The organism is Streptomyces sp. NPDC111656 (assembly GCF_055656965.1).
Map to the genome: position 1 here is coordinate 341,477 of NZ_JBVKCA010000003.1, position 25,734 is coordinate 367,210.

Consider the following 25,734-nt stretch of genomic DNA (forward strand, 5'->3'; position numbering starts at 1 on the left):
TCGGCGGATCGGACCGGTCGGTCAGAGCCGGTAGACGCGGGTGGCGGTGCCGCCGAAGACCTCGGCGCGTTCCTCAGCGCCAAGTCCCCCGGTCAACTCCTCGGCCGCATCGACCACTTGGCCGTACGACGCCGCCAGCGTGCACACCGGCCAGTCGGAGCCGAACAACAGCCGGCCGGGTCCGAAGGCGTCCAGGACCGTGTCCGCGTAGGGGCGCAGCCCGTCGACCGTCCACTTCGCGTGGTCCGCCTCGGTGACCATGCCGGAGAGTTTGCACACGGTGTTGGGGAGCGCGGCCAGCGCCCGGACGGCCGTCGCCCACGGTTTCAGCGCGCCCGTGGCGATCGGTGGCTTGCCCAAGTGGTCGAGGACGAAGGTGAGTCCGGGGTGCTCGGCGGCGGCCCGGACGCAGGCCGGCAGTTGGTGCGGCAGCACGACCAGGTCGTAGACGAGGCCCGCCTCGGCGACGGCGGCGAGCCCGTCCCGTACGTCCGGACGCAGCAGCCACTCCGGGTCGGGCTCGCCCTGTACCTGGTGGCGGATGCCCTTGAGATGGCGGCCGCCCGGCAGCTCCCGCAGCCGGGCCAGCTCGTCGGCGACGTCCGGCCGGGTCAGGTCGGTCCAGCCGACCACACCCGCGATCAGCTCGCTCCGCGCCGCGAGGGCGAGGAACTCCGGGGTCTCCTCGGGCACGGTGATCGTCTGTACGAGGACCGTGCGGTCGACGCCGGCGGCCCGTGCCTGCGATGCGAGGTCCGCCACGCCGAAATCACGTCGCAGTGGCTGGAGTTCGGGCCCGGTGATCCAGTCCTGGTCGCGGACCGAGAGGTCCCACACGTGGTGGTGCGCGTCCACCCTCACGGCAGCTCCCACACGACGGGCAGCCCCGCCTGAGCGCCCTCGCTCGAGTAGTCGTGGACGACGTCGAGGAGTTCGGCCATGCGTGCCTGCCAGGCGATGTTGACCGGCAGTTTCTCCAGTTCGGCGAGCAGGTGCCCGTAGTCCTCGCACTCCAGGACGTGGAAGAGGTCGGTGCCGCTGCGCCAGATCGTCCAGGAGGTGGCTCCGGCGGCGCGGATGGCCGTGGTGAGCTCTTCGGGGACCTCCCGGTGGGCGGCCTCGTACGCGGCGACGCGGTCCGCGCGGACCTTGGTGTGCAGGGCGACTCTCATGACGGGTCCTGTGGGGGTACGGGTACGGGGGCGTCCTCGGGCAGCAGCTTCGCCTCGAGCAGTTCCCGCCAGAAGTCCTCCGGCACCGGGGTCGTGAACTGCTCGACGCAGTCGCGGACTTCGTGCGCCGAGCGGGCGCCGGCCAGGACGCTCGCGACGACCGGGTGGGCGGCGGGAAAGGCCAGCGCGGCGGCGCGCAGGGTGGTGCCGTGCCGCTCCGCGATCTCCTTCAGTCGCAGGGCGCGGTCCAGCAACTCCGCAGGAGCGGTCGCGTAGTCGTACGTCGCACCGGGCCTTGGATCGGCCAGCAGGCCGGAGTTGAAGGCGCCGCCGATGACGACCGACGTGCCGCGCTCCTCGGCGGCGGGGAGCAGTTCGGTCAGCGCGGCGTGGTCGAGAAGGGTGTAGCGGCCCGCGCACAGCACCACGTCCACGTCCGTGTCGCGGACGAAGCGGGTGAGCATCTCGGCCTGGTTCATGCCCGCGCCGATCGCGCCGACCACGCCTTCCGAGCGCAGCCGCTCCAGGGCCGGATAGCCCTCGTGGAAGGCCTGCTCGGCGTGGTCGTCCGGGTCGTGCAGGTAGACGACGTCCACGCGGTCCAGGCCCAGGCGTTCGAGGCTGGCCTCGATGCCGCGTCGTACGCCCTCGGCGCTGAAGTCCCAGACGCGGCGGTGCGTGGCGGGCACCGCGAAGCCGTCGGCGAGGTCGTCGCCGCCCGTGTCCGCGCCCGTGGGTTCCAGGAGGCGGCCCACCTTGGTGGAGATGGCGTAGTCGGAGCGGGGGCGATCGCGCAGGGCCGCGCCGAGACGGCGTTCGGAGAGGCCGATGCCGTAGTGCGGGGCGGTGTCGAAGTAGCGGATGCCCCCGGACCAGGCGGCGTCCACGGTCTCGTACGCCTGGTCGTCGCTGACGGCGGTGAACAGGTTGCCGATGCCCGCGGCGCCGAAGGACAGGGCACTGACCTCGACACCGCTGTTCCCGAGCGTGCCCCTTCCGAGCGTGCTCACTGGCCCACCGGCCGCAGTCGCAGTCCCTGCATGCCGCCGTCCACGGCGAGGGCGGTGCCGGTGGTGGCGCCGGACAGCGGGCTCGCCAGGTAGGCGATGGCGCCCGCGACCTCGTCCGCCGAGACGAGCCGGCCGGAAGGCTGGCGGGCCTCCAGCGCGACCCGCTCGGCGGCCGGGTCGGCGGCGGCGTCGAGGAGGCGGCCGACCCAGGGGGTGTCGGCGGTGCCGGGGTTCACACAGTTGACGCGGACGCCCTCGCGGAGGTGGTCGGCGGCCATGGCGAGGGTGAGGGAGAGGACGGCGCCCTTGGTGGCGGAGTACAGGGCGCGCTGCGGGAGCCCGGCGGTGGCGGCGATGGAGCAGGTGTTCACGATCGCCGCGTGTGCGGATTCGCGCAGGTGGGGCAGGGCGGCGCGGGCGGTACGGACCATGCCGACGACATTGACGTCCAGGACCCGGTGCCACTCGTCGTCGGCGTTGTCCTCGACGGTGCCCTGGGCGCCGATCCCGGCGTTGTTGATCAGCACGTCGAGTCCGCCGAGTTCCGCGACGGCCGCGGTCACGGCCTCGCGTACGGAGGCGTCGTCGGTGACGTCGGCGCGGAAACCGAGCAGGGGCTTCTCGACCGTCGAGGGATCCAGGTCGAGGACGGCGACCCGCGCCCCACGGGCGGCGAGCAACTCGGCGGTGGCGCGGCCGATGCCGGAGGCGCCACCGGTCACCAACGCCTTGAGTCCTTCGAAGTCGGCGCTCACGCGGCTTCCCCCTTCTGCTTGTCGCTCGGCCGGCTGCCGGACTTCTGGTGGACGAGGTCGGCTGCCCAGAAGGTACCGCCGGGGTAGGTGAACTCCGCGATGGACTGCGGCCGCATGGTCGCGGAGAAGCCCGGCGCGGTGGGTGCCGTGTAGTGACCCTGCCTGATCACCACCGGGTCGAGGAAGTGGTCGTGCAGATGGTCGACGTATTCGATGACCCGGTCGTCGGTGGTGCCGGAGAGCGCCACGAAGTCGAACATCGACAGGTGCTGGACCAGTTCGCACAGGCCGACCCCGCCCGCGTGCGGGCAGACCGGCACGCCGAACTTGGCCGCGAGGAGCAGGATGGCGAGGTTCTCGTTGACGCCGGCGACGCGGGCGGCGTCGATCTGCAGGACGTCGATGGCGCCGGCTTGGAGGAGCTGTTTGAAGACGACACGGTTCTGGACGTGTTCGCCGGTGGCGACCTTGACGGGGGCGACGGCCTCGCGGACGGCGGCGTGGCCGAGGACGTCGTCGGGGCTGGTGGGCTCCTCGATCCAGTAGGGCTCGAACTCGGCGAGGGCCTTGGTCCAGGTGATCGCCTCGTCCACGTTCCAGCGCTGGTTGGCGTCGATGGCGATCCGGATGTCGGGGCCGACCACCGAGCGGGCGACCCGGCAGCGGCGTACGTCGTCCGCGAGATCGGCACCCACCTTCAGCTTGATCTGCCGGAACCCGTCGGCGACGGCCTCGGCGGCGAGGCGGGTGAGCTTCTCGTCGCTGTAGCCGAGCCAGCCGGGCGAGGTGGTGTAGGCGGGGAAGCCCCTCTCCCGGAGGATCGCGGCGCGCTCGGCGGCGCCCTCCCGGCCACGACGGAGCAGTTCGAGCGCCTCCTCGGGGGTGAGGGCGTCCGTGAGGTAGCGGAAGTCGACCTGGCGGACCAGCCACTCCGGTTCGGCGTCGGCGAGCAGCTGCCACAGGGGCTTCCCGGCACGCTTGGCGGCGAGGTCCCACACGGCGTTGACGACGGCGCCGATCGCCATGTGCATCACACCCTTCTCGGGCCCGAGCCAGCGCAGCTGACTGTCCCCGATCAGGTCCCGGGCGAGGGAGCCCGGGTCCGCGCACAGTTCGTCGACCGAGCGTCCGACCACATGCCCGCGCAGCGCCTCGATCGCGGCGACCTGGACGTCGTTGCCCCGCCCGATGGTGAAGGTGAAGCCGTGCCCCTCGGGACAGTCGGCCGCGTCGCCGCGCAGCACGACGTACGCCGCCGAGTAGTCGGGGTCCGGGTTCATCGCGTCGGAGCCGTCGAGCTCGCGCGAGGTGGGGAAACGGATGTCGTAGGTGTCGACCGCGGTGATACGGGCGGCAGTTGGGGACACGGGAGGCCTTTCGGTCCGGGACAGGGGCGTACGGAGGGGTTCCGTGGATCCGTGGGTCCTTGGATCCGTACGAAGACGAAGGGAGGTCAGTCCTGGGCGCGGCCGGTGGTCACGCGGGCGATCATCAGGGCGACCAGGATGATTCCGCCGTAGATGGCCTGGATCCAGAAGGACGGCACCTGGGCGAGCGTGAGCAGGTTCTGCACCACGCCGAGGAGGAGTACGCCGGTCAGGGCGCCGAACATGGTGCCCTTGCCGCCGTCCAGGCTGATGCCGCCGATGACCGCCGCCGCCATCACCGTGAAGATCATGTTGTTGCCCTGGTTGGCGCTGATCGCGCCGACGTACCCGGTCTGCATGATCCCGCCGACCGAGGCGAGGACGCCGGCGACGACGGACACGCCGAGCAGCATCCGGTCGACGCGGATACCGGCGGCGCGGGCCGCCTCCGTGTTGCCGCCGATGGCGTACAGGGCGCGCCCGACGCGGTGGTATTTGAGGATCAGTCCGGCGACCCCGAAGGCGACCGCGGCCAGCCACACCGACAGCGGGACCCGCAGGAAGGTGGAGGTGGCCAGCTGGAAGAACGCGTCGGGCATGCCGAACAGTGTCTTGCCCTTGGTGGCGCCGACCAACAGGCCACGCAGGACGATCAGCATCGCGAGGGTGACGATGAAGGCGTTGAGCTTGAACTTCACCACGAGGATGCCGTTGAAGGCGCCGATGACTCCGCCCACGACGAGGATCGCGACGAGGGCGAGCGCGGCCGACCACTCCGTGCCCCAGCCGGACTGCGCGGACGGCAGCACCAGCAGGGCGCCGACGGCGGGCGCGATGCCGACCACCGACTCCAGTGACAGATCGATCTTGCCGGTGATCAGCACCAGCGACTCGGCGAGGACCACCATCGCGAGCGCCGCCGAGGCGCCCAGGATGGAGATCAGGTTCCGTTCGGTGAGGAACGAGTCGTTGACGATCGCGCCGAGCACCAGGAGCACCAGCAAGGCGGGCACGAGGGCGAGTTCGCGGGCCCTGCGGAGCAGTACGGTCTTGGCGGCCCGTGCGTCGGGGACGCGCGCGGAGGTGGGCGACGAGGCCGACGGGGCCTTCGTGTCAGCCATGGTCCACTCCTTCGATGGAGGCGATCAGCTCGTGGTCGTGCCAGCCCGCCGGGTGCTCGGCGACGACACGGCCGTGGAAGAGGACGAGGACGCGGTCGCAGCGGCGCAGGTCGTCGAGTTCGTCGGAGACGACGAGTACGGCGGTGCCGTCCTCGCTGGCGCTGTCCATCCGGGACAGCAGTGACTCCTTGGACTTCACGTCGACGCCCGCGGTGGGGTTGATGAGGACGAGGAGGCGGGGGTCGGAGGCGAGGGCACGGGCCATGACGACCTTCTGCGCGTTGCCGCCGGAGAGGTCGGAGACGGGCTGTTCGGGGCCCTCGGTGTGGATGTCGAGGCGTTCGATCAGCTCGGTGGCGAAGCCCCGCTTGCGGGCGGCGGAGATGAAGCCGTAGCGGCCGAGCCGGTTCAGGACGCTCATGGTGGTGTTGTCGCCGATGGTCATGCCGGAGACGAGACCCTGCTCGTGCCGGTCGCGCGGGACACAGGCGACGCCCGCCTTGAGTGCGGCCTGCACGTCACCGAACGGCAGCCGCTCGCCGTCGAGTTGAGCCGTTCCGCCGGTCGGGGCGTGCAGTCCGGCGAAGGACTCGGCAAGCTCGATCTTGCCGCTGCCGCTGGAGCCGGCGAGGCCGAGGACCTCGCCGCGGCGGACCGTGAGGTCGATGTCCTCGTACGCGTCCGAGGTGAGCCCCCGGGCGTCGAGCAGCACCGGGGCGTCCGCGGCGACGGACTGGTGCGTGACGGTCCGCTCGGCGATCGACTCCCCCGCCATGGCTTCCACCAGGGCCGTGCGGGGGAGTTCGGCGACCGGCGCGGTGGTGATCCAGCGGGCGTCGCGCAGCACGGTGACCGTCTGGCACACCTCGTACACCTCCTGGAGGTGGTGCGAGATGAACAGGAAGGTGACACCGGACTCCTGGAGCGCGCGCATCCGGGTGAAGAGCCGTTCGATCTCCCGGTTGTCGAGCTGCGCGGTCGGCTCGTCGAGGACGATGAACCGGGCGCCGAAGCTGAGCGCCCGCGCGATCTCGACCATTTGGCGGTCCTCGACCTTGAGGTCGGCGGTGCGGGCCTCCGGGTCGACGTGCACGTCCCAGGTGTCCAGGACCTGCGCCGCCTCGGCCCGCAGCCTGCGCCAGCTGATGAGCCCGCCACGCCCAACGGGTTGCCGGTTGATGAAGAGGTTCTCGGCGACCGTCAACTCCGGTACGACGGTGGGCTTCTGGTAGACGCAGGCCACCTTGCGGCGCCAGGCGTCGCGGTCGGTGAGCGCGGGCGCGGGCTCACCGTCGAAGCGGACCTCGCCCTCGTCGGGGGCCTGGAGGCCGGTGAGGATGGTGACGAGGGTGGACTTGCCCGCGCCGTTGCGCCCGACGAGGGCGTGGGACTCACCGGGGAGAACGGTGAGCCGGCCGTCTTGGAGGGCGACGGTGGGGCCGTACCGCTTGGCCACCCCGCGCGCCTCCACCAGTGGGGTGCTCATTTGACCGTGTTGCCCCAGAGCTTGGGGTCGTCGACGTTGTCCTTGGTCACCAGCGGCGCGGGCAGCTGGTCCTCCAGGATGCCGCTGGGCAGCTTGACGATCTCGGAGTCGTGGTCGGTCGGGCCGGTCTTGAACGTCTTCCCCTGCATCGCGGCCTTGATGTAGTACATGCCGTACTTGGCGTACGCGTCGGCCGGCTGGGAGACGGTGGCGTCGATCTCGCCCTTGCGGATGGCGTCGAACTCCTGCGGGATGCCGTCGTTCGAGACGATCGTGATGTGGCCCGCCTGGCCGGCCTTCTTCAGCATGCCCTTGGACTTGAGGGTCTGCAGGGTCGGCGCGAGGTAGACACCGCCCGCCTGCATGTAGATGCCCTTGATGTCGGGGTTGGCGTTCAGCAGGGTGTCGAGCTTGGAGGCCGCGGTGTCGGACTCCCACTTGGCGGGGATCTCCAGGACCTTCAGCTTCGGGTAGTTCTTCTGCACGCAGGTGCGGAAGGCCTCGGAGCGGTCCCGGCCGTTGACCGAGGCCAGGTCGCCCATGATCTGCACGACCTTGCCTGAGGGGATCTGCTTGCCGAGGTACTCGCAGGCCTTCTCGCCGTACGCGACGTTGTTGGCGCGTACGACCATGGCGACCTTGCCCTTCTCGGGCGCCACGTCGACGGCGACCACGGGCACACCCTTGCGCTCGGCCTGGTCGAGTCCGGCGGCGATCGCGGCGCTGTCCAGGGGGGCCACGACGAGGCCCTTCACGCCCTGGTTGAGCTGGTTGTTGATGTCGGTGATCTGCTGGGACGGGTCGCTGTTGGAGTTGACGGTCTTGAGGGCGTCGACCCCTTCGGACTTCGCCATCTTCGGCACGTAGTCGTTGTAGGACTGCCAGAACGGCGAGGTCAGCAGGGGCAGGATCACCCCGACCTTGCCGGTGCCCCCGCCGCCCGACGACACGGAGTCCTTGGTGCTGCCGCATGCCGCGAGCACGAGGGTCGCGCAGGCGGCCGCAGCCGCCGCACGCACTGCCCGCGACGCAATTCGCGTGTTCCGCACGTTTCTGCCGGCCATCTGACGGCTCCTCGTTGAGCGAGATCGATCGGGGGTGACGGTGCGTGGCCGAGCGTCCCGCTCAACCGGGACGAATATTTATCAGACCACTTCGCCTCCGCAACACCCCTGTGCGCCAAAATTTCCGCGTTATCAGCCGTAGTGGTCCGACCACTTGGGTGGTTAGACTGCGGCGCACCCGGCAACAGGAGGAGACGGCGTGGACGAGTCGGCCCCGCAGAAGGGCACCGTGACGCAGCGCGCCATCGAGCGGATCAAGGCGATGATCGGCGAGGGCCGGCTGGAGCCCGGGCAGCGGCTGCCGACCGAGCGTGATCTCGCCGCCCAGCTGGGCATGTCCCGCAGCTCGATGCGCGAGGCGATCCGCGCGCTCACGGTCCTCGGTGTGCTGGAGGCCCGGCACGGCTCGGGCATCTACGTCACCCAGCTGGAGGCCGGGGACCTGCTGGAGACCTTCGGCGTGGTGGCCGACCTCTCGCGCGGGCCGCAACTGGTCGAGCTGCTGGAGGTGCGGCGGATCCTGGAGTCGACCGCTACCGCGCTGGCCGCCGCGCGCATCACGGCGGACCAGCTCGCCGAGGTCGAGAAACACCTGCTGGCGATGAACGCGACGGACGACCCGGAGGAGATCCTCGCCCACGATCTGGCCTTCCACCGCGAGATCGCGGCCGCCGCGGGCAACGAGACCATGGCCGCCATCCTGGAGGGCCTGTCCTCGCGCACGTTCCGTGCCCGGGTCTGGCGGGGCTACGAGGAGGAGGGCGCCTTCGAGCGCACGCGCCGCGAGCACGCGGCGATCCACCGCGCGCTGGTGGCCCACGACCCGGAGGCGGCCAGGGCCGCCGCCGCCGCGCACGTGGGCGAAGTGGAGCAGTGGCTGCGGACCCAGCTCACGCAGTAGCCGGATCCGCAGCCCGGGAAGGGGTCAGGCACGCAACCGCTCAGGCGCGTGTCAGCCGCAGGGTGACCAGCTCGAAGGGACGCAGCGACAGGGTGACCCGGTCACCGTCGCGCCGCGGCTCCGCGGCGTCCGCGAGGGGCCGCTCCAGCAGGTCGGTCACAGTGACGTCCCCGACCTCGAACCCGGCCGTCAGCGTGGCCCCGGTGCGCCCGCCCCGGGACTCGTGGAAACGTACGACCACATCCCCGCTGCCGTCGTCGGCGAGCTTGACGGCGGTCACCACGACCGCGTCCTGCGCCACCTCCACCAGGGGCGCGACCTCACGCTCGCCGCTCACCCGTCGCTCCGGCAGATTGATCCGCCACCCCTCGCGCACCGCGTCCCCGATGCCGGCCCCCGGCACCAGCGCGTGCCGGAAGCGGTGGACGCCCTGGTCGGTCTCGGGGTCGGGGAAACGCGGGGCGCGCAGCAGCGAGACGCGCACGGTGGTGGTCGTACCCGAGTCGCTGTCGCGGACGGTACGGGTCACGTCGTGGCCGTACGTCGAGTCGTTGACGAGCGCGACACCCCAGCCCGGCTCCTCCATGTGCACGAACCGGTGGTTGCACGCCTCGAACTTGGCGGCCTCCCAGGACGTGTTGGTGTGCGTCGGCCGGTAGAAGTGCCCGAACTGCGTCTCGGAGGCGTACCGCTCCGCGTGCACGTCGAGCGCGAAGGCGAGCTTCAGGAACTTCTCCGTCTCGTGCCAGTCGACCTCGGTGTCGATGCCGAGCCGCCGCTCCCCCGGCGCGAGCGACAGCACCTGGGTGACCCGCGACGCGCCGAAGGACCGTACGATCCGCACCGACACACCGTCCTCACCGGGCACGACCTCGTCCGCGTCGACAAGGTCGGTGACGGTGTTGCGGTAGAACTCGTCGACGTCCCAGGCGTCCCACATGTTCGGGAAGTCGGGGTGGATCTGGAGCAGGTTCGCGGCGCGTCCCGGGGCGATCGTCTCGCGGTCGGCGTCGATGTCGTACGCGGAGACGACCAGACCCCGGGCGTCGATCTCGACCTTCAGCAGGCCGTTGTCGAGGACGTGGCCGCCGCCCACGCGCGGCGCGAGCGTCACCTCGCTCGCCACGGCGGCGGGCTGGGCCCCGCCCGCCGGGACCCCGTCCCTGCGGTGCGGGGCGGAGTTGAACACGAGCTCCGTGCCGCCTTCGCCCGCCAGCGCCCGCTGCGCCGCGTCGATGACGCCGGTCAGCTCCTCGGCGACCCGCTCGTACGTCCTGCGCGCCTCCCGGTGCACCCAGGCGATGGACGAGCCGGGCAGGATGTCGTGGAACTGGTGGAGCATGACCGTCTTCCAGATGCGGTCCAACTCCTCGTACGGATAAGGGAATCCGGTCCGTACGGCCGCGGTCGCGGCCCAGAGTTCGGCCTCGCGCAGGAGGTGCTCGCTGCGCCGGTTGCCCTGCTTGGTCCTGGCCTGGCTGGTCAGGGTGGCACGGTGCAGTTCGAGGTACAACTCGCCGACCCAGACGGGGGCGTTCGGGTACTCGGCCTCGGCCTTCTTGAAGAACTCCGTCGGGGTCTCCCACACCACGGTGGCGGAGCCTTCGAGGTCACGGACCCTGGCCGCCTTGGCGACCATCTCGCGGGTGGTGCCGCCGCCTCCGTCACCCCAGCCGGTGGGCGCGAGGGAGTGCCGGGCGACGCCCTTGTCCTTGAAGTTCTTGGCCGCGTGGGCGAGTTCGCTGCCCCGCATGGAGCAGTTGTAGGTGTCGACGGGCGGGAAGTGGGTGAAGATGCGGGTGCCGTCGATGCCCTCCCACCGGAAGGTGTGGTGCGGGAACTTGTTGGTCTGCGACCACGAGATCTTCTGCGTGAGCAGCCACTTGGAGCCCGCCGCCTTGATGATCTGCGGGAGTCCGGCGGCGAAGCCGAAGGTGTCCGGCAGCCAGGCCTCGTCGTTCTCGATGCCGAACTCGTCGAGGAAGAACCGCTTGCCGTGCACGAACTGACGGGCCATCGCCTCCGAACCCGGCATGTTGGTGTCCGACTCGACCCACATACCGCCCGCGGGCACGAACCGGCCCTCCGCGACCGCCTTCTTCACCCGCGCCCACACCTCGGGCCGGTGCTCCTTCACCCAGGCCCACTGCTGGGCCTGGGACATCGCGAAGACGAACTCGGGCTCGTCCTCGATGAGCGCGGTCATGTTGGAGGTGGTCCGCGCCACCTTGCGGACGGTCTCGCGCAGCGGCCACAGCCACGCCGAGTCGATGTGCGCGTGCCCGACGGCGCTGATGCGGTGCGCGGACGGGACGGCGGGCTCGGCGAGCACCCCGGCCAGCCGTTCGCGGGCCGCGCCGGCGGTCGCGCCCACGTCCTGCAGGTCGACCGCGTCGAGCGCCTTCTCCACCGCGCGCAGGATGTCCCAGCGCCGCGCCGACTCCACCGGCAGCTCGGCCATCAGCTCGCCGAGGACCTCCAGGTCGAGCACCAGCTCCCACACGGTCTCGTCGAGGACGGCGAGGTCCATCCGGGTGAGGGTGTACTGCGGCTCGCTGCCCGCGGTCTCCTTGTCGCCCAACTGGGTGGGCAGGAAGGGGTGGTAGTCGAGGATCACCGGGTTGGAGGCGGCCTCGACGTGCAGCCGGACCTCCTCACCGCCCTCGACCGGGGCGCCGATGCGCACCCACTGGTTGCGCGGGTTGAGGCCCTTCACCGGAGTGCCGTCGGGCCGGTAGACGAGCCCCTCGCACTGGAAGCCGGGCATGTTCTCGTCGAAGCCGAGGTCCAGCAGGGCCTCGACGGTCTTCCCTGCCCACGCCTCCGGGACGGTCCCGGTGACCCGGAACCAGCTGGTGCCCCACGGAGCGCCCCAGCGCGCACCCACCTCGATCGGCTCGGCTGTGGCCGCGAGCCCCTCGGCGACGGGCACCGGCTCACCGGGAGCGTGCCAGACCGCGACGTCCAGCGGCACGGACTCGGGGTACACGGCGGGTCGGATGCGCTCGTCGAGGACGCGCTTGAGGCGGGCTTCGACCAGGGTGCGGTCGTCATGCATGGGGTGCTCCGTGGGGTGAAGATGGTGCGGGAAGGTGGTCCTGCTACCAGGTGTGGGTGGTCCGGGCGGCGGTCGAGACGGTGAACAGCTCCCCCACCGCGCGCACTTCGAACCCCCCGGACGACTCGCCCTGCTCGGCGGTGAGACCGCCGACGTAGAACGCGCTCTGGCAGGTGCCGCCGAGGAAGCGGCGCGTGCCGTCGGGGAGCGTCCGGTACAGCTCGTAATGGCGTACGTCGGCGGGGGCGCCCTGCCAGGCGAAGCGCAGGTTGCCTCCGTCGGCGCCGGTGACGCGCAGGTCGGTGGGTGCGGCGGGGGTGAGAACGGCATGGCGCACCGCGAGCCCGCCGAGACGCCAGCGCACCGGACCGCTGCTCGCCGTCAGCCGCACGCCCAGCGCGTGCACGGTCCCGGTCAGTCCGGTCAGCGGCACTGTGGCGGTCTTCCAGCCGTCGCCCGAGGACGTGAGCGGGAAGTACGAGTACGGCGGCGCCCCGCCCGCCCCGCTCGGCTCGGCGGTGGCGACGGCCAGCTCCACGGCGGCGGCGCCCGCGTCCGTGCGGTAGGTGAGCTCGACCACCGTGTCCGCGGTGAGCGGCAGCCTCGTCGCGTACAGGTCCAGCGTGGTGGGCGCGTCGAGGGCACCGTCGACGAGCAGGCTGCTTCCGCCCCGCCAGGCGTCCGCGAAGTCGAAGGTGACGGCGGGGCGCTGTCCGTTCGTCCGCACGACCCAGCGGCGGGAGGGCAGCCGGTCCTGGAGGCCGAGGTGGTTCCAGGCCTTGTCCGAGGTGACCTCGCCGTCCTCGTACCACTTCAGCCCGTGGCCGGTGTTGAAGACGGTCGCGAACGGAAGCGAGGCGACCGTCGAGCGGTCGGCGACGGAGACGGCCGGGGCTCGCCAGCTCCCGCTCGTGCTGGGCTTGGCGGGGTCGAGGGAGGCGCCGGTCCAGAACAGGTCGTCGGCGGCGTGGAAGTCGCCGGGGGTACGGCTCGCGGGCAGGTGGTTGCGGGTCCACTCGGGCCGGTAGAGGCCGAGCGAGGTGACGTGGGCCTTGGTGCTCGGCACGATGGCGTCCCAATTGACGGACGCGCCGGTGCCATTGGCCTCGACATCGACGCCCGCCCACAACTCGTAGGGACTGCGTCCGAGTTGCTGGGCGGTCGTCGCGGAGGAGGCCAGGCCGCTCTGCGACCAGCGGAAGTCGACGAACATGGAGTCGGCGGCCTGGAAGAACGTCTTGTTCTGGTTGTTCAGGGCGCCCTGCCAGCTCACCGAGCCGCTCACGGTCATCGCGTCGTACCAGGTGACGCGCTGCCCCTGGGCCGTCCCGAGCGTCTTCAGTTCGTTCATGAAGCCGCGCATGTCGGTGGCGAGCGCGGTGTTCCCGCCGCTGGTCTCCGCGTTGATGAACCAGCCGTCGAAGCCGTACGCCGCCGCCACCGCGACGAGCCGCGCGGCGAGGGGGTAGTGCCCGGTGGAGTCCTTCTGGACCAGGTCGCGGGTCCACTGGAGCTGTCCGCCGTAGGCGACGGGCGGCAGGAAGACATTGCCGAGGACGGGCACGCCGTGCCGGTGGGCCGCGTCGACGATCGGGGCGTTCGGCGCGAGGATCAGGCCCTCGCCCGCCGAACCGCCCCAGAAGACGAGTTCGTCGAGGTACGCCCAGTGGGTGAGGGCGTAGTAGTCGGCGGTGGCGGCGCCCTGCGAGGGGTTGCTCGACGTGGGGCCGAAGGACACGAGGGACTGGATACGGGCCTGGCCGCCGCGGGCGGTCGTGTTGGCCGGGGTCGGTGTGAAACGCGCGGCGAGCGGCACGGTCGAGGCGTTGAACGCGAGGTCGGCGTCGGTGGCGGCGCTCCATGCCTTGAGACTGCGCCAGGTGATGCCGGTGCCGGGGGTGCCCGAGGGCAGCGAGTCGGGGTACCAGTAGGAGGCGTACGGCGGTGCCGCGGTCGCGGCGGCCTCGGTCGCCGCGACCGCGGGCAGACCGGGCAGGGCGGGCAGCAGCGCGGCGGCCGCGCCGGCGAGCAGGACGGTGCGTCTGGTGGGGTTCACGAGCGGGTTTCTCCTTGTGTGAGGGGGAGTACCTGATCGGGACTGACGACTTCGGTGATGCCGCGCGCGGCGAGGTGTTCCTTGTCGTCCGCGCGCGCGTCGAGGACGGTGGTGGGGCGGGCGCCGTCGGCGGTGAGCCGGAAGAACGCCTCGAAGACGGGGCCGCCCGGGGCGCACAGCGAGCGGACGGCGGGGTCGGCGGGGACGATCAGCGCCGTGGTGCGGGGGGCGGGCGTGTGGTGGTGCTCGCGGGCCGCGCGGGCCAGCGCCCGCGCGCTGTCCTTGGGGCGCCGGTCGTTGGTCAACAGGCCGAGCCCGTATTCGAGTTCGGGGAAGTCGGCGAGGTCGCGCGAGACGTCGTGGGAGCACCACCAGGTGATACCCCACAGGTCGGGGCAGTCCAGGGCGGCCGCGACGGTGGCCTCGGTGAAGGCCGCGGCGTGCTCGGGCGGGATCAGAGGGGCGGGCGCGCCGACCTCCTGGAGCCAGACGGGCCGGTGCGGGTCGTCGGCCCAGGCCTTGCTCAGCTCGATCAGATACGCGGCGTGGTGTTCGGTCGGCACGGAGGTACGGCCGTGCCGCTGGGCGGTGCCGTTGAAGACCCAGGAATGTACGGCCGTGACGGCGCCGCGGCGGGCGGCCTGGGCCGGGGTGAACGGCATGTCGTCCTGGTACCAGGTCGCGTCGTACTCGGCGTGCAGATGCAGCCTGCCGGGGGCGCCCTCCTCGCAGGCGGCGAGCATCCGCTCCAGCCAGTCGTCGATCTGGGCGCTGCTCGCCTGGTCGGGGTCCGGATGGGGCGGCCCCGCCGAGAACTGGTTGACCTCGTTGCCGAGCGTCATGCCGATGAAGTGCGGGTGGTCGGCGAGGGCCGCGGCGAGTGTGCGCAGATAGGCCGCCTGGCCGTCGAGGACCTCCGGGTCGGTGAACAGGTTGCGCCGGTGCCAGGTCCGCGTCCACGCGGGCAGGAAGTCGAAGCTCGACAGGTGGCCCTGCAGACCGTCCACGTTGACGTCGAGCCCCCGCTCTCCGGCCGCGTCGACGAGCTGGAGCAGTTGCTCGACGGCGCGCGGGCGGATCAGCGCGCGGTTGGGCTGGAAGTAGGGCCACAGCGGGAAGACCCGGATGTGGTCGAGGCCCAGCGCGGCGATGGAGTCGAGGTCGGCGTGTACGGAGTCGAGGTCGAAGTCGAGCCAGTGGTGGAACCACCCTTCGCTGGGCGTGTAGTTGACGCCGAAGCGCACGGCAGAAGGCATGCGGGATCCTCGCGAAGCGAATCGGGGGTGCGGGGGTCAGCCCTTGACGGCGCCCTCCCCCACCCCGCGGAAGAAGTACCGCTGCAGGCAGGCGAAGAGGGCGATGAGCGGCGCCACGGCGATGACCGTGCCCGCGGCGACGAGCCGTTCGTCGTTGGCGAAGGTGCCGTGCAGATAGTTGAGGCCGATGGTGAGGGTGAACTTCGAGGGGTCGCTGAGCACGATGAGCGGCCACAGGAAGTCGTCCCAGGCGCCCATGAAGGCGAAGATCGCGACGACGGCGAGCGTGCCCTTCACCGACGGCAGCGCGATCCGCAGGAACCGCTGCCAGGTGTTGGCGCCGTCCACGAAGGCCGCCTCCTCGATCTCGTACGGCAGATTGAGGAAGGCGTTGCGCATCAGCAGGACGTTCATCGCGCCGATGCAGCCGGGCAGGACGACCCCGACGAGCGTGTTGTTCAGGCCGAGCTCACGCATGGTGGTGAACTGGGCGATGATGATGCCCTCGACGGGGACCAGCATCGCGAGGATGAAGACGAGGGTCGCCACGCGCCTGCCCCGGTAGCGCAGGCGGGCCAGGGCGTAGCCCGCGAGGGCCGAGCCGACGCAGTTGGTGACGACGTTGGCGCCCGCGACCTTCAGGGAGTTGAAGGCGTAGTCCCAGACGGGGATGGTGTCGGCCACCCGCTTGTAGTTGTGCAGCGTGGGATCGCCCGGCAGGAACTTCGGCGGTGAGCTGAAGATGTCCTCGGTCGGGCCCTTGAGCGAGGTGGACAGCTGCCACAGGAACGGCCCGACGGTCAGGGCGAGGACGGCGAGCAACAGCAGGTAGCGCAGGGCGAGTTCCCAGCCGCGGACACGGCGGCCGTGCTCGTCGGTGATACGGCGACGACGGGGCCCGCGCTCGGACGGCGGATGCCGCTCGACGTCGCGCTCCTTCTCCAGCACGCTCACGCGTCCTCCTTCCCGCACGCTCACGCGTCCTCCTTGCGGCGCGCTCACGCGTCCTCCTTGCGGTCGGCGCGCAGCACGAGCAGCATCAGCGCGACGGTGACGACGAAGACGACGACCGAGATGGCGGAGGCGTAGCCGACCCGGCCGGTCAGTCCGGTGCCGGTGCGCTGGACGAGCATGACGAGGGTGGTGTCCTCGCCCGCCGGGCCGCCGTCCGGGCCCGCCATCAGGTACACCTCGGAGAACACCTTGAAGGCGGCGACCGAGGAGAGCGCGGCGACCAGCACCATGGTCGAGCGGACGGCGGGCACGGTGACCGTGAGGAAGCGGCGGACCGCGCCCGCGCCGTCGACCGACGCTGCCTCGTGCAGCTCGCGTGGCACGTTGGCGAGCGCGGCGAGATAGATGATCATGTAGTAGCCGAGGCCCTTCCAGACCGTGACGGCCATGGCGCTCAGCAGGAGCAGCCACTGGTCGCTGAGGAAGCCGACCCTGCCGACGCCGATCGACTCCAACAGCGAGTTCACCAGGCCGCGTTCGTCCAGGAGCCACACCCAGATCAGGCCGACCACGACGATGGACGCGACCACCGGGGTGTAGAAGGCCGACCGGAAGAAGGTGATGCCGGGGATGTTCTTCTGGACCAGCAGCGCGAGCAGCAACGGCAACAGGACGAGCGCGGGGACGACCCCGAGGACGTACAGCGTGCTGTTGCGCAGCCCGATCCAGAACATGTCGTCGTGCAGCAGCTCGCGGAAGTTGGCGAGGCCCACGAACGTGCCCGGGATCAGGGTGCGGCGGTCGGTGAAGGCGTTGACCACGGTCGACACGAACGGATAGAGGATGAACACGCCCACGACCAGAAGGCCGGGGGCGGCGAACAGCCAGGGGCTGGTCGGCAGTTGGCGCCGTACCCGGGCGGTGCTGGAGGAACTCGCCATGGCCCCGCTCAGCCCTGCTGCTTGAGCAGCGTGTCGCAGGCCTTGACAGCGTTGTCGAGAGCCGTCTTGGGGCTCTCCTTGCCCTGCAGGGCCTTCGCGACCTCGTTGCGCAGCGCGGTCTTCATCTGCTCGCTGAAGAGGACCGGCGTGTAGTTGACCGCGTTCTTCAGGGACTTGGCGGCGGCGATCCGCACGCGGGTCTCGTCGGTGCCGTCCTCCTTGGTGAAGTACGGGTCGTCGAGCGAGCCCGCGGTGCTCGGGAAGATCGCGACCTTCTTGGCGAAGGACATCTGGTTCTGCGCGTCGGTGACGAAGTGCGCGAAGGCGACCGAGGCGGGGGTGTGCTTGGTGCGCGAGTTGACCATCACGCCCATCACGTACATGTTCACCTTGCCGGTGCTGGTGATCTGGTCCGTGATGCCGATGTTCTTGTAGAGGTTCGGGGCCTGCTTCTTGAAGTTGCCGAGGTCCAGGGCGCTGCCGGGGTTCATGGCGACGGCCGCGGTGAGGAACTTCTTGCCCGAGGACTCCGGGGTGGCGGTCAGCGCCTGCGGGTCGAGCGCCTTCGCGTCGTACAACTCCTTGTACTTGGTGAGGAGTTCGACTCCCTTGGCGTCGTTGAAGGCGAAGGCGGTGCCTTCCTTGTTCATCAGCTCGACGCCGTAGCGGCCGAAGTCCTCGACGGTGGGGACGTTGGCGAGCGTGGCGACCTTGCCGTCGCTCTTCTTCGCCAGCTGCAGGGCGTCGGCGAAGAGTTCGTCGTACGTCGTCGGCGGCTTGGAGGCGTCGAGGCCGGCCTCCTTGAACACGGACTTGTTGTAGAAGAGCGGGCCGGTGTTGAGGTACCAGGGGAAGGCGTACGTGCCGGTCATGCCCGGTATCTGGTGGCTGGCCCAGGCGCCGTCCAGGTACTCCTTCTTGTACTGCCCGGCGGACTTGTCGAGGTCGAGGGCGAGGCCCGCCTTGGCGAGCGGGGCGACGAGGTCCGGCGAGACGTTGACGACGTCGGGCAGGGTGCCGCCGGCCGCGTCCGCGCTGATCTTGTCGGCGTAGCCCTCGGCGGGCTGGTCGACCCACTTCACATGGGTGCCGGGGTACTTCTTCTCGAAGTCGGCGATCACGCCCTCGAAGTACGGCTTGAAGTTGGCCCTCAGGTTCCAGGTCTGGAAGGTGATGTCGCCCTCGACCTTGCCGGAGGCGTCCGTCGAACCACTGCCGTCACTCCCGGAGCCGCAGCCGCTCAGCGGCAGGAGAACGGCGACGGTGGCAGCGGCGGCGAGAGCTCTGCGGGAGATGCGCACGGATGGGGCTCCTCTTGCAGCAGGGGTAACGGTGCCGGGGCAGACCTTGCAGCCAACTCGCCGGGCAAGTCAATGGATTTGACTCAGCTAAATTCATTAGTGCCACAACATCGCTGGTCACAGACGTTCCCCCAGCCTCTTGCAATCGATCACTAATGCGCTTTAGATTGCCTCAGCTCAAGCGCATTAGTACACCAGCTCAGCAGAACGGGGAACAGGGTTGCCAGCCAAGCGGTCACCCGCGCGCCGACCGACGATGAAGGACATCGCACAGCGCGCCGGGGTCTCCGAGAGCGCGGTCTCCTTCGCGCTCAACGACCGGCCCGGGGTCTCCGAGATCACCCGCGACCGGGTCCGTCGCGTGGCCGAACAGCTGGGCTGGCGGCCGAGTACGGCGGCGCGCCAGCTGTCCGGCGAGGGCGCGGCGACGGTCGGTCTCGTGGTGGCCCGTCCCGCCGACACCCTGGGCGTGGACTCGTTCTTCCTGCAGCTGATCTCCGGCATCCAGGAGGTGCTGGCCGAGCGCCATCTCGGCCTGCTCTTCCAGGTGGTGGAGGACGTGGCCGACGAGTGCGGGGTCTACCGGCGCTGGTGGGCCGAGCACCGTGTGGACGGAGTCATGGTCGTCGACCCGCGGACCGACGATCCGCGTCCGGACCTCCTCGAGGAGCTGGGCCTGCCCGCCGTGGTGATCGGCGGCGTACCGGACGCGGGGCACCCGGGGATCTCCACCGTCTGGGCGGACGACGCGGGCGCGATGGCCGCGGTGGTGGACGAGCTGTACGCGCTCGGCCACCGCCGGATCGTGCACATCGCGGGCCTGCCGGGGCTCGCCCACACCGAGCGCCGGATCCGCACCCTGCGTGCGGAGGCCGAGCGGCGGGGGCTGACGGAGGTGCGCTCGGTCCCCACGGACTACTCGGACGCGGAGGGCGCCGCCGTCACCCGCCGCGTCCTGGAGAGCGGCACCCCGCCGACCGCGCTGGTCTACGACAACGACGTGATGGCCGTCGCCGGCGTCGCCGCCGCCACGGAACTCGGCTTCTCCGTGCCGGGCGACGTCTCGGTCGTCGCCTGGGAGGACTCGCCCCTGTGCCGCATGGTCAAACCCTGGCTGTCCGCCCTCTCCCGCGACACCGTCCAGTTCGGCCGCACGGCCGCCCAGGAACTCACCGCACTACTGGACGGCGGTCCGGCCCGGACGGTGCAGGTACCGGTGCCGCGGCTGATCGAACGGGAGAGTACGGGGCCTTGCGGGGCTTGAGCGGGTGAGGGGTGGACGCGGAGCCGGCGACGGTGCGGGGGGTGGACGCCGTGTGGGGCATCCACCCCCGTACGCGTCAGATCCGTGAGCGATACAGCGCGAACTCCGCGATCCGCGCGGTCTGCCGTGACCCCGTCACCCGAAGGCGCCAGTGCCGGGCCCGTACGGGCACCGGGAGCAGCAGGATCCGGCTCGCTCCGATCGTGCCCGCCCCGGCCACCCGGCTCCAGGCGCCCGCTCCGTACGCCTCGACCACGAAGCTCTCCACCTGCTGGCCGTGCCGGATGTCCTCCGCGAGCCGGATCCGGTCCGCCTCGTGCTCCGTACCGAGGTCGACGGAGAAGACCCCCGGGGAGGAGCGGACCACGGCCCCACGGGACAGATCCTCCGGCAGCTCCGCCTCGACGCGTTCGCGGAACTCGCGCAGCCGCACCACGTCGGCGGCCGGCAGCAATCCCTGCGTGTCGGGTGGGATGTTGAGCAGCAGCACCGAGTTGCGGCCGACCGAGCGGAAGTAGATGTCGGTCAACTCGTCGACGCTCTTGGGCTGTTGGTCGGCGTGGTAGAACCAGCCGTCGCGGATGGACACATCGCACTCGGCCGGCCACCACTGGAGGTAGTCGGCCACCGGCCGGGCCGCCACGAGCGCGTCCCGGCTGCCCTCGTCGGGTGCGTCGTAGGCCAGCGCGTAGTCCGTGCGGCCGTTGTCCTTCTCCGTGACCGGTACGACGCTCCACTCGTCCTCGCGGGCGAGCCCGCCCTCGTTGCCGACCCAGCGCACATCGGGCCCGGACACCGCGATCGAGGCGTCGGGGGCGAGGGCCCGGACCAGCGCGTACCAGCTGTCCCAGTCGTACTTCTCCACCTTGTCGGGCGGATTGCGGCCCTGTGCTCCGTCGAACCACACCTCGTCGACGGGTCCGTACTCGGTGAGGACTTCGTAGAGCTGGTTGAGCATATGGGCGCCGTAGTCGGTGGCGTCCAGCGTGAACGCCCTCGGGTTCGTACGGTCGTCGCCGTCGACGAGCATCGGGACGGTGCGCTCCGTGCGCGCGCTGCCGTTGGCGTACACGCCGTGCAGGTACTGGTTCTCGTCGGCCGGTGAGACGTAGACGCCGACCTTGATCCCGTGGCGGCGCATCGAGTCGGCGAAGGAGCGCAGCACGTCGCCCCGCCCGCCGCGCCAACTGCTCGACGCCACCGAGTGGTCGGTGTAGCGCGACGGGTAGAGGACGAACCCGTCGTGGTGCTTGACGGTGAGGATGGCGAGCTCGAAGCCGCCGTCGCGCAGGGCCCGGGCCCACTGGTCGGTGTCGAGACCGACGGGCTGGAAGACGTCCGGGTCCTCGTCACCGGTCCCCCACTCCAGGCCGGTGAAGGTGTTCACGCCGAAGTGCAGGAAGGCGGTGCGTCCGAGGTTCTGCCAGGCGATCTGCCGTGCGGTGGGCCGGACCTGGGCGGCCTTGCGGACCAGGTCGTCCTCGGTGTCGGAGGGGCTGACGGGGATGCGGGAGGGAGCTTCGCCGGGGGCCGCGAGGGCGACGGATGTGCCGATGGACGCGACGAGGGCGGTGGATGCCAGGACGAAGAGGCGTCTGGAGATGGCCATGGGGTGGGGTCTCCTCACATCAGCGGATGGTCAACTGCCAGACGGACGGCGGCTCTTGGTCCGGCGGGTACTGGAGGAGCCGCCCTGCGTCCGTCACGTGCACCGCCATCCGTGTGATCGCGTTGACGAGCCGGTATCCGCCGTCGCGCACCGGATCCAGCTCCCAGCGCTGCAAGGCGTCCGCGGCGACGCACGGCGATTCGGTCACCTCGACACCGGGGTCCAGGGGCACGTTCAGCGTGAGCTTTCCGCCGCTCACCTCCAGACAGCCGCCGCTCGTCGTGGACCGCAGGGTCGCATAGCCGTCCGCGGTCCGCCGGACCTGGAGATCGGTGGTCGCGGCCCCACCGCGGAAGGTGTACGTCCCCTCGGCCACCGGCACGCGGGTCAGGTCCCGCCACCCGGGCGCGTGCCCCACGGCCACACCGCGCGCGGTGAATTCGGCGTACGTCGGGTCGGGGTGCGCCGAGCCCCAGGTGACCTGGGCGAGGTGCCGCAGGGCCGGGTCCATGGCCGTCGCGACCTCGTTCTCGGTCTCCCCGCGCCCATTGTCCGGCCAGAGGCTGATCTTCGCCCCGGTGACGCCCGCGCGTGAGGCGAGCTTCTCGCCCTCGAAACTGCGCGGGTCCCAGCTCTGGTCGTACAGCGCCTTCGTGTCGGTGTGGAAGCCGCCGCGGACGAGGTAGAGGGAGTAGGCGGCGTTCATCAACGGATAGCCCTGGGCGATGAGCGCGCTGGGTTTGGTCGCCACGTTCAGCCAGTGCTCGACCGTCGTACCGGCCGTGACGGGCACGGTGCTGGCGCCGGTGAGACCGTCGTTCCAGATGCGCAGCTTCTTGCCCTTGGCCGCCGCGTAGGCCTGGACGCGGTTGACGAAGTCGATGAACGCGTCCTGCGGGGTGGCGTTCGCGCCGTACCTGGCCCGTGCGTAGGCGAGGATCTGCGGGTACTTGGCGAAGTCGGAGCCGAGCATGTACTCGTCGGCGCCCATGTGCCAGGACCCGGACGTGAACACCTGCGCGTACTCGTCGATCAGGCTCGTGTAGTACGTGAAGGCCGCGTCCTGTGTGATGTCGAGCCGGGCGGGCTGTTTCACGCCGTCGGCGTCGGTGAGCTGGAGGTCCGGGCGGTTCTGGATCCAGGGGTCCATGTGCCCGGGCGAGTTGATCTCCGGGATGATCTCGACGTGGTACTTCTCGCCGAGGGCCACGAGCCGGCGTATCTCGTCCTTCGTGTAGTAGCCCCAGGTGTCGGCCTCGGGGTGGGTGTCGCTCTTCACCTTCAGTTCGAGCAGCAACTGGTTGAGCTTGTGGTACGCCATGTCGCGTACGAGGTTCTCCAGCCAGGCCGTGGAGATGTGGACGTAGCAGGCGCAGACGCCGACACCGCGTTCCTTGTACTGGGGCACGTCGACCGTGCTCCCGGCGGGCACGCGGTCGCTCCGGGCGAGGAGTTGGAGGAGGGTCCGGGTGCCGTAGAAGGCGCCGGTCTCGGCGGCGGCGGTCACCAACAGGCTTTTGCCCGCGCGCAGTTCGTAGCCCTCCGTGCCGAGCCGCGACGAGGAGGGGTCGACGCCGATCACGATGTCACCCGCGTGCGCGCCCTGCCGTACGACGGGAACGGTGCCGTGGCCGGCCGCGCGCAGATCGTCGGCGAGGGTGCCCGCGACCCAGCGTGCCGCGGGGTCGCGCGCGACGATGCGGGAGCGGGAGCCGAAGGAGTAACTTCCCTGTTCCTGCGTCCAGTTGGAGAGGGCCGGGATCGTGACGGGAGGCACCGCCGCCGTCCGCGCTTCCGCTGTTCGCGCCGGCGCCGGGACCGGCGTGGCGAGCGTCAGCAGCAGCGCCACCGCACCGCCGACGACCGTGCGGGTCCATCTGCTCCGAACGGACCGTGCGGCGCGTCGGTCAGCCATGCCATTCCACCTTGAACACCCACACGTACTGCCCCGCCTTGCGGGCCGCTTCCGGCACGTCGACGACCAGCGACCCGCCGCTCACCGTCCAGGTCAGCGGCCGGTCATGACCGAGCATCGTCACCCTGTCCCCGCCGCGGATCGGCACCGGCGCCTCGACGGTCAGTGTGGCGCCGGGCTCGGTCAGCGAGTGGATGTAGAACGCCTCGTTCTGCCGGACCGTGAACCGCAGGTCCTCGCCGAGCTGCGCCATCCGCGACCAGTACGTGGTGTCGTAGATCGCCTCGCCGTTGGTCCTGAGCCAGCGGCCGGTCTCGCGCAACCGGGTCTGCATGATCTCCGGAATGGTGCCGTCCGCGCGGGGGCCGATGTCCAGCAGGAAGTTGCCGTTCTTCGACACGATGTCGACCAGGCTCCGGACGACCTCCTCGGCGGTCATGTAGGCGGCGTCGGGCGTCGCTTTGTTGTAGCCGTAGCTGAAGGGGTCGAGCCCCCGGCTCGACTCCCACTTCGCGACGACCGTGTTCTCGTACGTCGTGTACTCGGGGGTGGTGAAGTCGTGGAAGCCGATGCCCGAGCGGTTGTTGACGGTCACCTCGTACGGCTTGGGTCTGTTCTTGCCGTGGTTGAAGTACTCGGCGAGGACATGGAGGCTGTCGTTCGCGCCACCGATGTCGCACCAGATGAGCGACGGGTCGTAGCCGTGGATCAGTTCCAGCATCTGCGGAGCCTGATAGTCCTTCACATAGTCCTTGCCCGCCGCGTATCCGGTGTACGGGAGCGGCTCCAGGGTGTACGGGTTGCGCGGGGCGTGGCCCATCCACGGGTTGTCGGGGTTGAACCACTCGGGCATGGAGAAGTACAGGCCGCGGTGCAGCTCGGGCGTGAACTTCTTCGAGGCGTCGAAGAGTTCACGGATCAGATCGCGCTTCGGGCCCATCTTCACGGCGTTGCGGTCCGAGACCTTGGTGTCCCACAGGGCGAAGCCCTCGTGGTGCTTGGAGGTGAGGACGTGGTACTGGGCTCCCGCGTCACGGAAGAGTTCCACCCAGGCCCGGGGATCGAACTTCTCCGCCGTGAACATCGGGATGAAGTCGTCGTAGGCGAAGTTCTCGCCGTATGTGTCCCGGTGGTAGGCGTACACCGCGTTGTCCGGACTCTGCAGGTGGTTCCAGTACCACTCGGCGTACTGCTTGCCGACCGGAGACCAGGCGGGCACGGAGTAGACACCCCAGTGGATGAAGATGCCGAACTTGGCGCGGTGGAACCAGTACGGGGCCTGGTGGCCGGCGAGAGAGTTCTCGGTGGGCTGGTAGTCGGGCACGCCGAGGGTCAACTCGCGCCCGGCGGAGATGACCTGCTGCCCACGTCCGGTGACGGTCACCTTTCCGGGCCGCGCGGTGCCCGGTGCCGTGCCCACGCGGCTGCGGATGCCGACCCGGACGCGCGCCTGCTCGCCGGGGTCGAGGCGGACGACGTGCGCGGGCTCGACGGTGCGGGCGCCCGGCACGTCGACGCCGACCGACACCCGGTCACCGGCGAGGACGGCGACCGTGCCCGCGTTGACGACCGTGGCCTCCACGCTCTGCGCGCCGCTCGACTCCAGCAGGGAGAAGGTGGAGTGCGCGTCCCGCAGGGCCAACGCGCGCCCCTGTGCGGCCGGTTGGAGGGAGAGGGCGAAGAGGTGGAGGGAGGCCTTCCCGGCCTCGGCGGGGTTGGTGGTCGGCAGGGTGAGGGCGACCGCCTCGCGCTGGGGGTCGATCCAGACCTCGGCCGTGCCGATCCCCACACCGTGCTCGTCCTTCGTGCCGTCCGGCCGGTAGCGGTACGGGGCCGACAGCGACCCGCCCGTCGCGTACCAGTCCGCGCCGCCGAGCCCGGCGGTGGTCGTCGAGCCGTCGGCGTAGTGCACCGTGGCCCGGCCCGAGGCGTCGCCGTAACTGCCCGCGGTGAGGAAGTGGGCCGAGAGATAGCGCCCGCTCGGGAGGTCGATGCGCTGGCCGAGGGCCACCACGTTGTTCCGGGCGCCCGCGGCGGCGGAGGGGAAGACGAACGCGATGCCGTCCACCTCGACGGGGCCCGCCGGGAGCTCCTCGCCGGGGAACGTGTACCCCGAGCCGTCGAAGCTGCCGCCGGGGGCGGCCGCCGTGTCGATGCCGTCGTTGTCGGTGTACGCGTCGAGCGGCACGGGGATCGGGTCGGGGACGGGAACCCACTGACCGTGCTGCTCGACCGCCGGTCGCGCTTCGGCCGTGGCCGCGAGGGGAAGAGTGGCCACGACGGCCACTCCGGCCGCGGCGCCCAGAACCTGACGTCTTGGATACGTGCTCATAGCGGCTCCAATTCATCGGATGTTTGATGATTGAGGCGCCACCAGATCCTGTCAATGGGGCGGGTGGATGCGAAAGTTGAGCAAGTGATCGGATGATCTGCGACTCTGCGGAGATACCGGACAAGCGTGAGTGCGAAAGTCCAAGAAGACCGATCCGAATGTCCAAGGGCGA

General features: G+C 70.5%; 19 protein-coding genes. 2 read left to right on the forward strand and 17 right to left on the reverse strand.

Translation table 11 applies throughout. The features are described 5' to 3' along the window. Nucleotides 1-21 precede the first annotated feature (21 nt). The 8 genes from ACZ7M3_RS11790 to ACZ7M3_RS11825 all read right to left on the reverse strand — a co-directional run bounded on the left by ACZ7M3_RS11790 (nt 22) and on the right by ACZ7M3_RS11825 (nt 7,975). Nucleotides 22-861 carry an amidohydrolase family protein gene (locus tag ACZ7M3_RS11790; protein ID WP_472062666.1) on the reverse strand — a complete coding sequence of 280 codons (840 nt, stop codon included), beginning with the start codon at nt 859-861 and terminating at the stop codon, nt 22-24. After that, nucleotides 858-1,172 carry an L-rhamnose mutarotase gene (locus ACZ7M3_RS11795; RefSeq protein WP_351433738.1) on the reverse strand — a complete coding sequence of 105 codons (315 nt, stop codon included), beginning with the start codon at nt 1,170-1,172 and terminating at the stop codon, nt 858-860. Before ACZ7M3_RS11795 ends, ACZ7M3_RS11790 begins: the two co-directional genes overlap by 4 nt. Beyond that, nucleotides 1,169-2,182 (reverse strand): aldo/keto reductase, encoded by a 1,014-nt coding sequence (locus ACZ7M3_RS11800; RefSeq protein ID WP_472062668.1) that lies wholly within the window; start codon nt 2,180-2,182, stop codon nt 1,169-1,171. Before ACZ7M3_RS11800 ends, ACZ7M3_RS11795 begins: the two co-directional genes overlap by 4 nt. Next, entirely contained in the window at nt 2,179-2,937 is a 759-nt protein-coding gene (locus ACZ7M3_RS11805) for an SDR family NAD(P)-dependent oxidoreductase (protein WP_472062670.1), read from the reverse strand. The genes ACZ7M3_RS11800 and ACZ7M3_RS11805 overlap by 4 nt, the downstream gene beginning before the upstream one ends. Then, nucleotides 2,934-4,304, reverse strand: a complete 1,371-nt coding sequence (locus ACZ7M3_RS11810; protein ID WP_472062672.1) for an L-fuconate dehydratase — start codon at nt 4,302-4,304, stop codon at nt 2,934-2,936. The genes ACZ7M3_RS11805 and ACZ7M3_RS11810 overlap by 4 nt, the downstream gene beginning before the upstream one ends. Before the next feature lie 86 nt (nt 4,305-4,390). Further along, nucleotides 4,391-5,425: an ABC transporter permease gene (locus ACZ7M3_RS11815; protein WP_060899761.1), complete on the reverse strand. Its 1,035-nt coding sequence runs from the start codon at nt 5,423-5,425 to the stop codon at nt 4,391-4,393. After that, the gene (locus ACZ7M3_RS11820; RefSeq protein WP_472062674.1) at nt 5,418-6,911 is read right to left on the reverse strand and encodes a sugar ABC transporter ATP-binding protein; all 1,494 of its coding nucleotides are present in this window, start codon (nt 6,909-6,911) and stop codon (nt 5,418-5,420) included. Before ACZ7M3_RS11820 ends, ACZ7M3_RS11815 begins: the two co-directional genes overlap by 8 nt. After that, complete coding sequence (locus tag ACZ7M3_RS11825; RefSeq protein WP_060899763.1) at nt 6,908-7,975, reverse strand: sugar ABC transporter substrate-binding protein; 1,068 nt, start codon at nt 7,973-7,975, stop codon at nt 6,908-6,910. The genes ACZ7M3_RS11820 and ACZ7M3_RS11825 overlap by 4 nt, the downstream gene beginning before the upstream one ends. Before the next feature lie 199 nt (nt 7,976-8,174). On the opposite strand from ACZ7M3_RS11825, the gene ACZ7M3_RS11830 reads away from it, so the two are divergent. Further along, on the forward strand, nt 8,175-8,876 hold the full coding sequence (locus ACZ7M3_RS11830; protein ID WP_067360902.1) for a FadR/GntR family transcriptional regulator: 702 nt from the start codon (nt 8,175-8,177) through the stop codon (nt 8,874-8,876). A gap of 40 nt (nt 8,877-8,916) precedes the next feature. On the opposite strand, the gene ACZ7M3_RS11835 is transcribed toward ACZ7M3_RS11830, so the two are convergent. From ACZ7M3_RS11835 to ACZ7M3_RS11860, 6 genes are read right to left on the reverse strand one after another with little or no spacing between them, the layout of a single operon-like run. Continuing rightward, nucleotides 8,917-11,934, reverse strand: a complete 3,018-nt coding sequence (locus ACZ7M3_RS11835) for an alpha-mannosidase (RefSeq protein WP_472062677.1) — start codon at nt 11,932-11,934, stop codon at nt 8,917-8,919. Nucleotides 11,935-11,977: 43 nt separating this feature from the next. Next, nucleotides 11,978-13,990 (reverse strand): endo-beta-N-acetylglucosaminidase, encoded by a 2,013-nt coding sequence (locus ACZ7M3_RS11840; protein WP_472062679.1) that lies wholly within the window; start codon nt 13,988-13,990, stop codon nt 11,978-11,980. After that, nucleotides 13,987-15,246, reverse strand: coding sequence for a glycoside hydrolase 5 family protein (locus tag ACZ7M3_RS11845; RefSeq protein ID WP_472062681.1), 1,260 nt, complete (start codon nt 15,244-15,246; stop codon nt 13,987-13,989). The genes ACZ7M3_RS11840 and ACZ7M3_RS11845 overlap by 4 nt, the downstream gene beginning before the upstream one ends. A 36-nt stretch (nt 15,247-15,282) precedes the next feature. Next, nucleotides 15,283-16,200 (reverse strand): carbohydrate ABC transporter permease, encoded by a 918-nt coding sequence (locus ACZ7M3_RS11850; protein ID WP_472062683.1) that lies wholly within the window; start codon nt 16,198-16,200, stop codon nt 15,283-15,285. A gap of 44 nt (nt 16,201-16,244) precedes the next feature. Further along, on the reverse strand, nt 16,245-17,141 hold the full coding sequence (locus ACZ7M3_RS11855; protein WP_054234950.1) for a carbohydrate ABC transporter permease: 897 nt from the start codon (nt 17,139-17,141) through the stop codon (nt 16,245-16,247). Nucleotides 17,142-17,149: 8 nt separating this feature from the next. Next, the gene (locus ACZ7M3_RS11860) at nt 17,150-18,442 is read right to left on the reverse strand and encodes an ABC transporter substrate-binding protein (RefSeq protein WP_472062685.1); all 1,293 of its coding nucleotides are present in this window, start codon (nt 18,440-18,442) and stop codon (nt 17,150-17,152) included. Between the two features lie 220 nt (nt 18,443-18,662). On the opposite strand from ACZ7M3_RS11860, the gene ACZ7M3_RS11865 reads away from it, so the two are divergent. Further along, nucleotides 18,663-19,706, forward strand: a complete 1,044-nt coding sequence (locus ACZ7M3_RS11865) for a LacI family DNA-binding transcriptional regulator (RefSeq protein WP_351305338.1) — start codon at nt 18,663-18,665, stop codon at nt 19,704-19,706. Nucleotides 19,707-19,782: 76 nt separating this feature from the next. Here the strand turns inward: ACZ7M3_RS11865 and ACZ7M3_RS11870 are convergent, their stop codons facing one another. The 3 genes from ACZ7M3_RS11870 to ACZ7M3_RS11880 are packed head-to-tail and all read right to left on the reverse strand — an operon-like array spanning nt 19,783 to nt 25,562. Then, complete coding sequence (locus ACZ7M3_RS11870; protein WP_472062687.1) at nt 19,783-21,315, reverse strand: alpha-L-fucosidase; 1,533 nt, start codon at nt 21,313-21,315, stop codon at nt 19,783-19,785. Between the two features lie 19 nt (nt 21,316-21,334). Beyond that, complete coding sequence (locus tag ACZ7M3_RS11875; protein ID WP_472062689.1) at nt 21,335-23,230, reverse strand: family 20 glycosylhydrolase; 1,896 nt, start codon at nt 23,228-23,230, stop codon at nt 21,335-21,337. Next, nucleotides 23,223-25,562, reverse strand: coding sequence for an alpha-L-fucosidase (locus ACZ7M3_RS11880; RefSeq protein ID WP_472062691.1), 2,340 nt, complete (start codon nt 25,560-25,562; stop codon nt 23,223-23,225). Before ACZ7M3_RS11880 ends, ACZ7M3_RS11875 begins: the two co-directional genes overlap by 8 nt. Between the last annotated feature and the right edge of the window lie 172 nt (nt 25,563-25,734).

Excerpts from the sequence above, each read along its gene's own strand:
- ACZ7M3_RS11795 (WP_351433738.1), bottom strand. The coding sequence starts at position 1,172 with ATGAGAGTCGCCCTGCACACCAAGGTCCGCGCGGACCGCGTCGCCGCG.
- ACZ7M3_RS11815 (WP_060899761.1), bottom strand. The coding sequence starts at position 5,425 with ATGGCTGACACGAAGGCCCCGTCGGCCTCGTCGCCCACCTCCGCGCGC.
- ACZ7M3_RS11820 (WP_472062674.1), bottom strand. The coding sequence starts at position 6,911 with ATGAGCACCCCACTGGTGGAGGCGCGCGGGGTGGCCAAGCGGTACGGC.
- ACZ7M3_RS11825 (WP_060899763.1), bottom strand. The coding sequence starts at position 7,975 with ATGGCCGGCAGAAACGTGCGGAACACGCGAATTGCGTCGCGGGCAGTG.
- ACZ7M3_RS11835 (WP_472062677.1), bottom strand. The coding sequence starts at position 11,934 with ATGCATGACGACCGCACCCTGGTCGAAGCCCGCCTCAAGCGCGTCCTC.
- ACZ7M3_RS11845 (WP_472062681.1), bottom strand. The coding sequence starts at position 15,246 with ATGCCTTCTGCCGTGCGCTTCGGCGTCAACTACACGCCCAGCGAAGGG.
- ACZ7M3_RS11855 (WP_054234950.1), bottom strand. The coding sequence starts at position 17,141 with ATGGCGAGTTCCTCCAGCACCGCCCGGGTACGGCGCCAACTGCCGACC.
- ACZ7M3_RS11870 (WP_472062687.1), bottom strand. The coding sequence starts at position 21,315 with ATGGCCATCTCCAGACGCCTCTTCGTCCTGGCATCCACCGCCCTCGTC.
- ACZ7M3_RS11875 (WP_472062689.1), bottom strand. The coding sequence starts at position 23,230 with ATGGCTGACCGACGCGCCGCACGGTCCGTTCGGAGCAGATGGACCCGC.
- ACZ7M3_RS11880 (WP_472062691.1), bottom strand. The coding sequence starts at position 25,562 with ATGAGCACGTATCCAAGACGTCAGGTTCTGGGCGCCGCGGCCGGAGTG.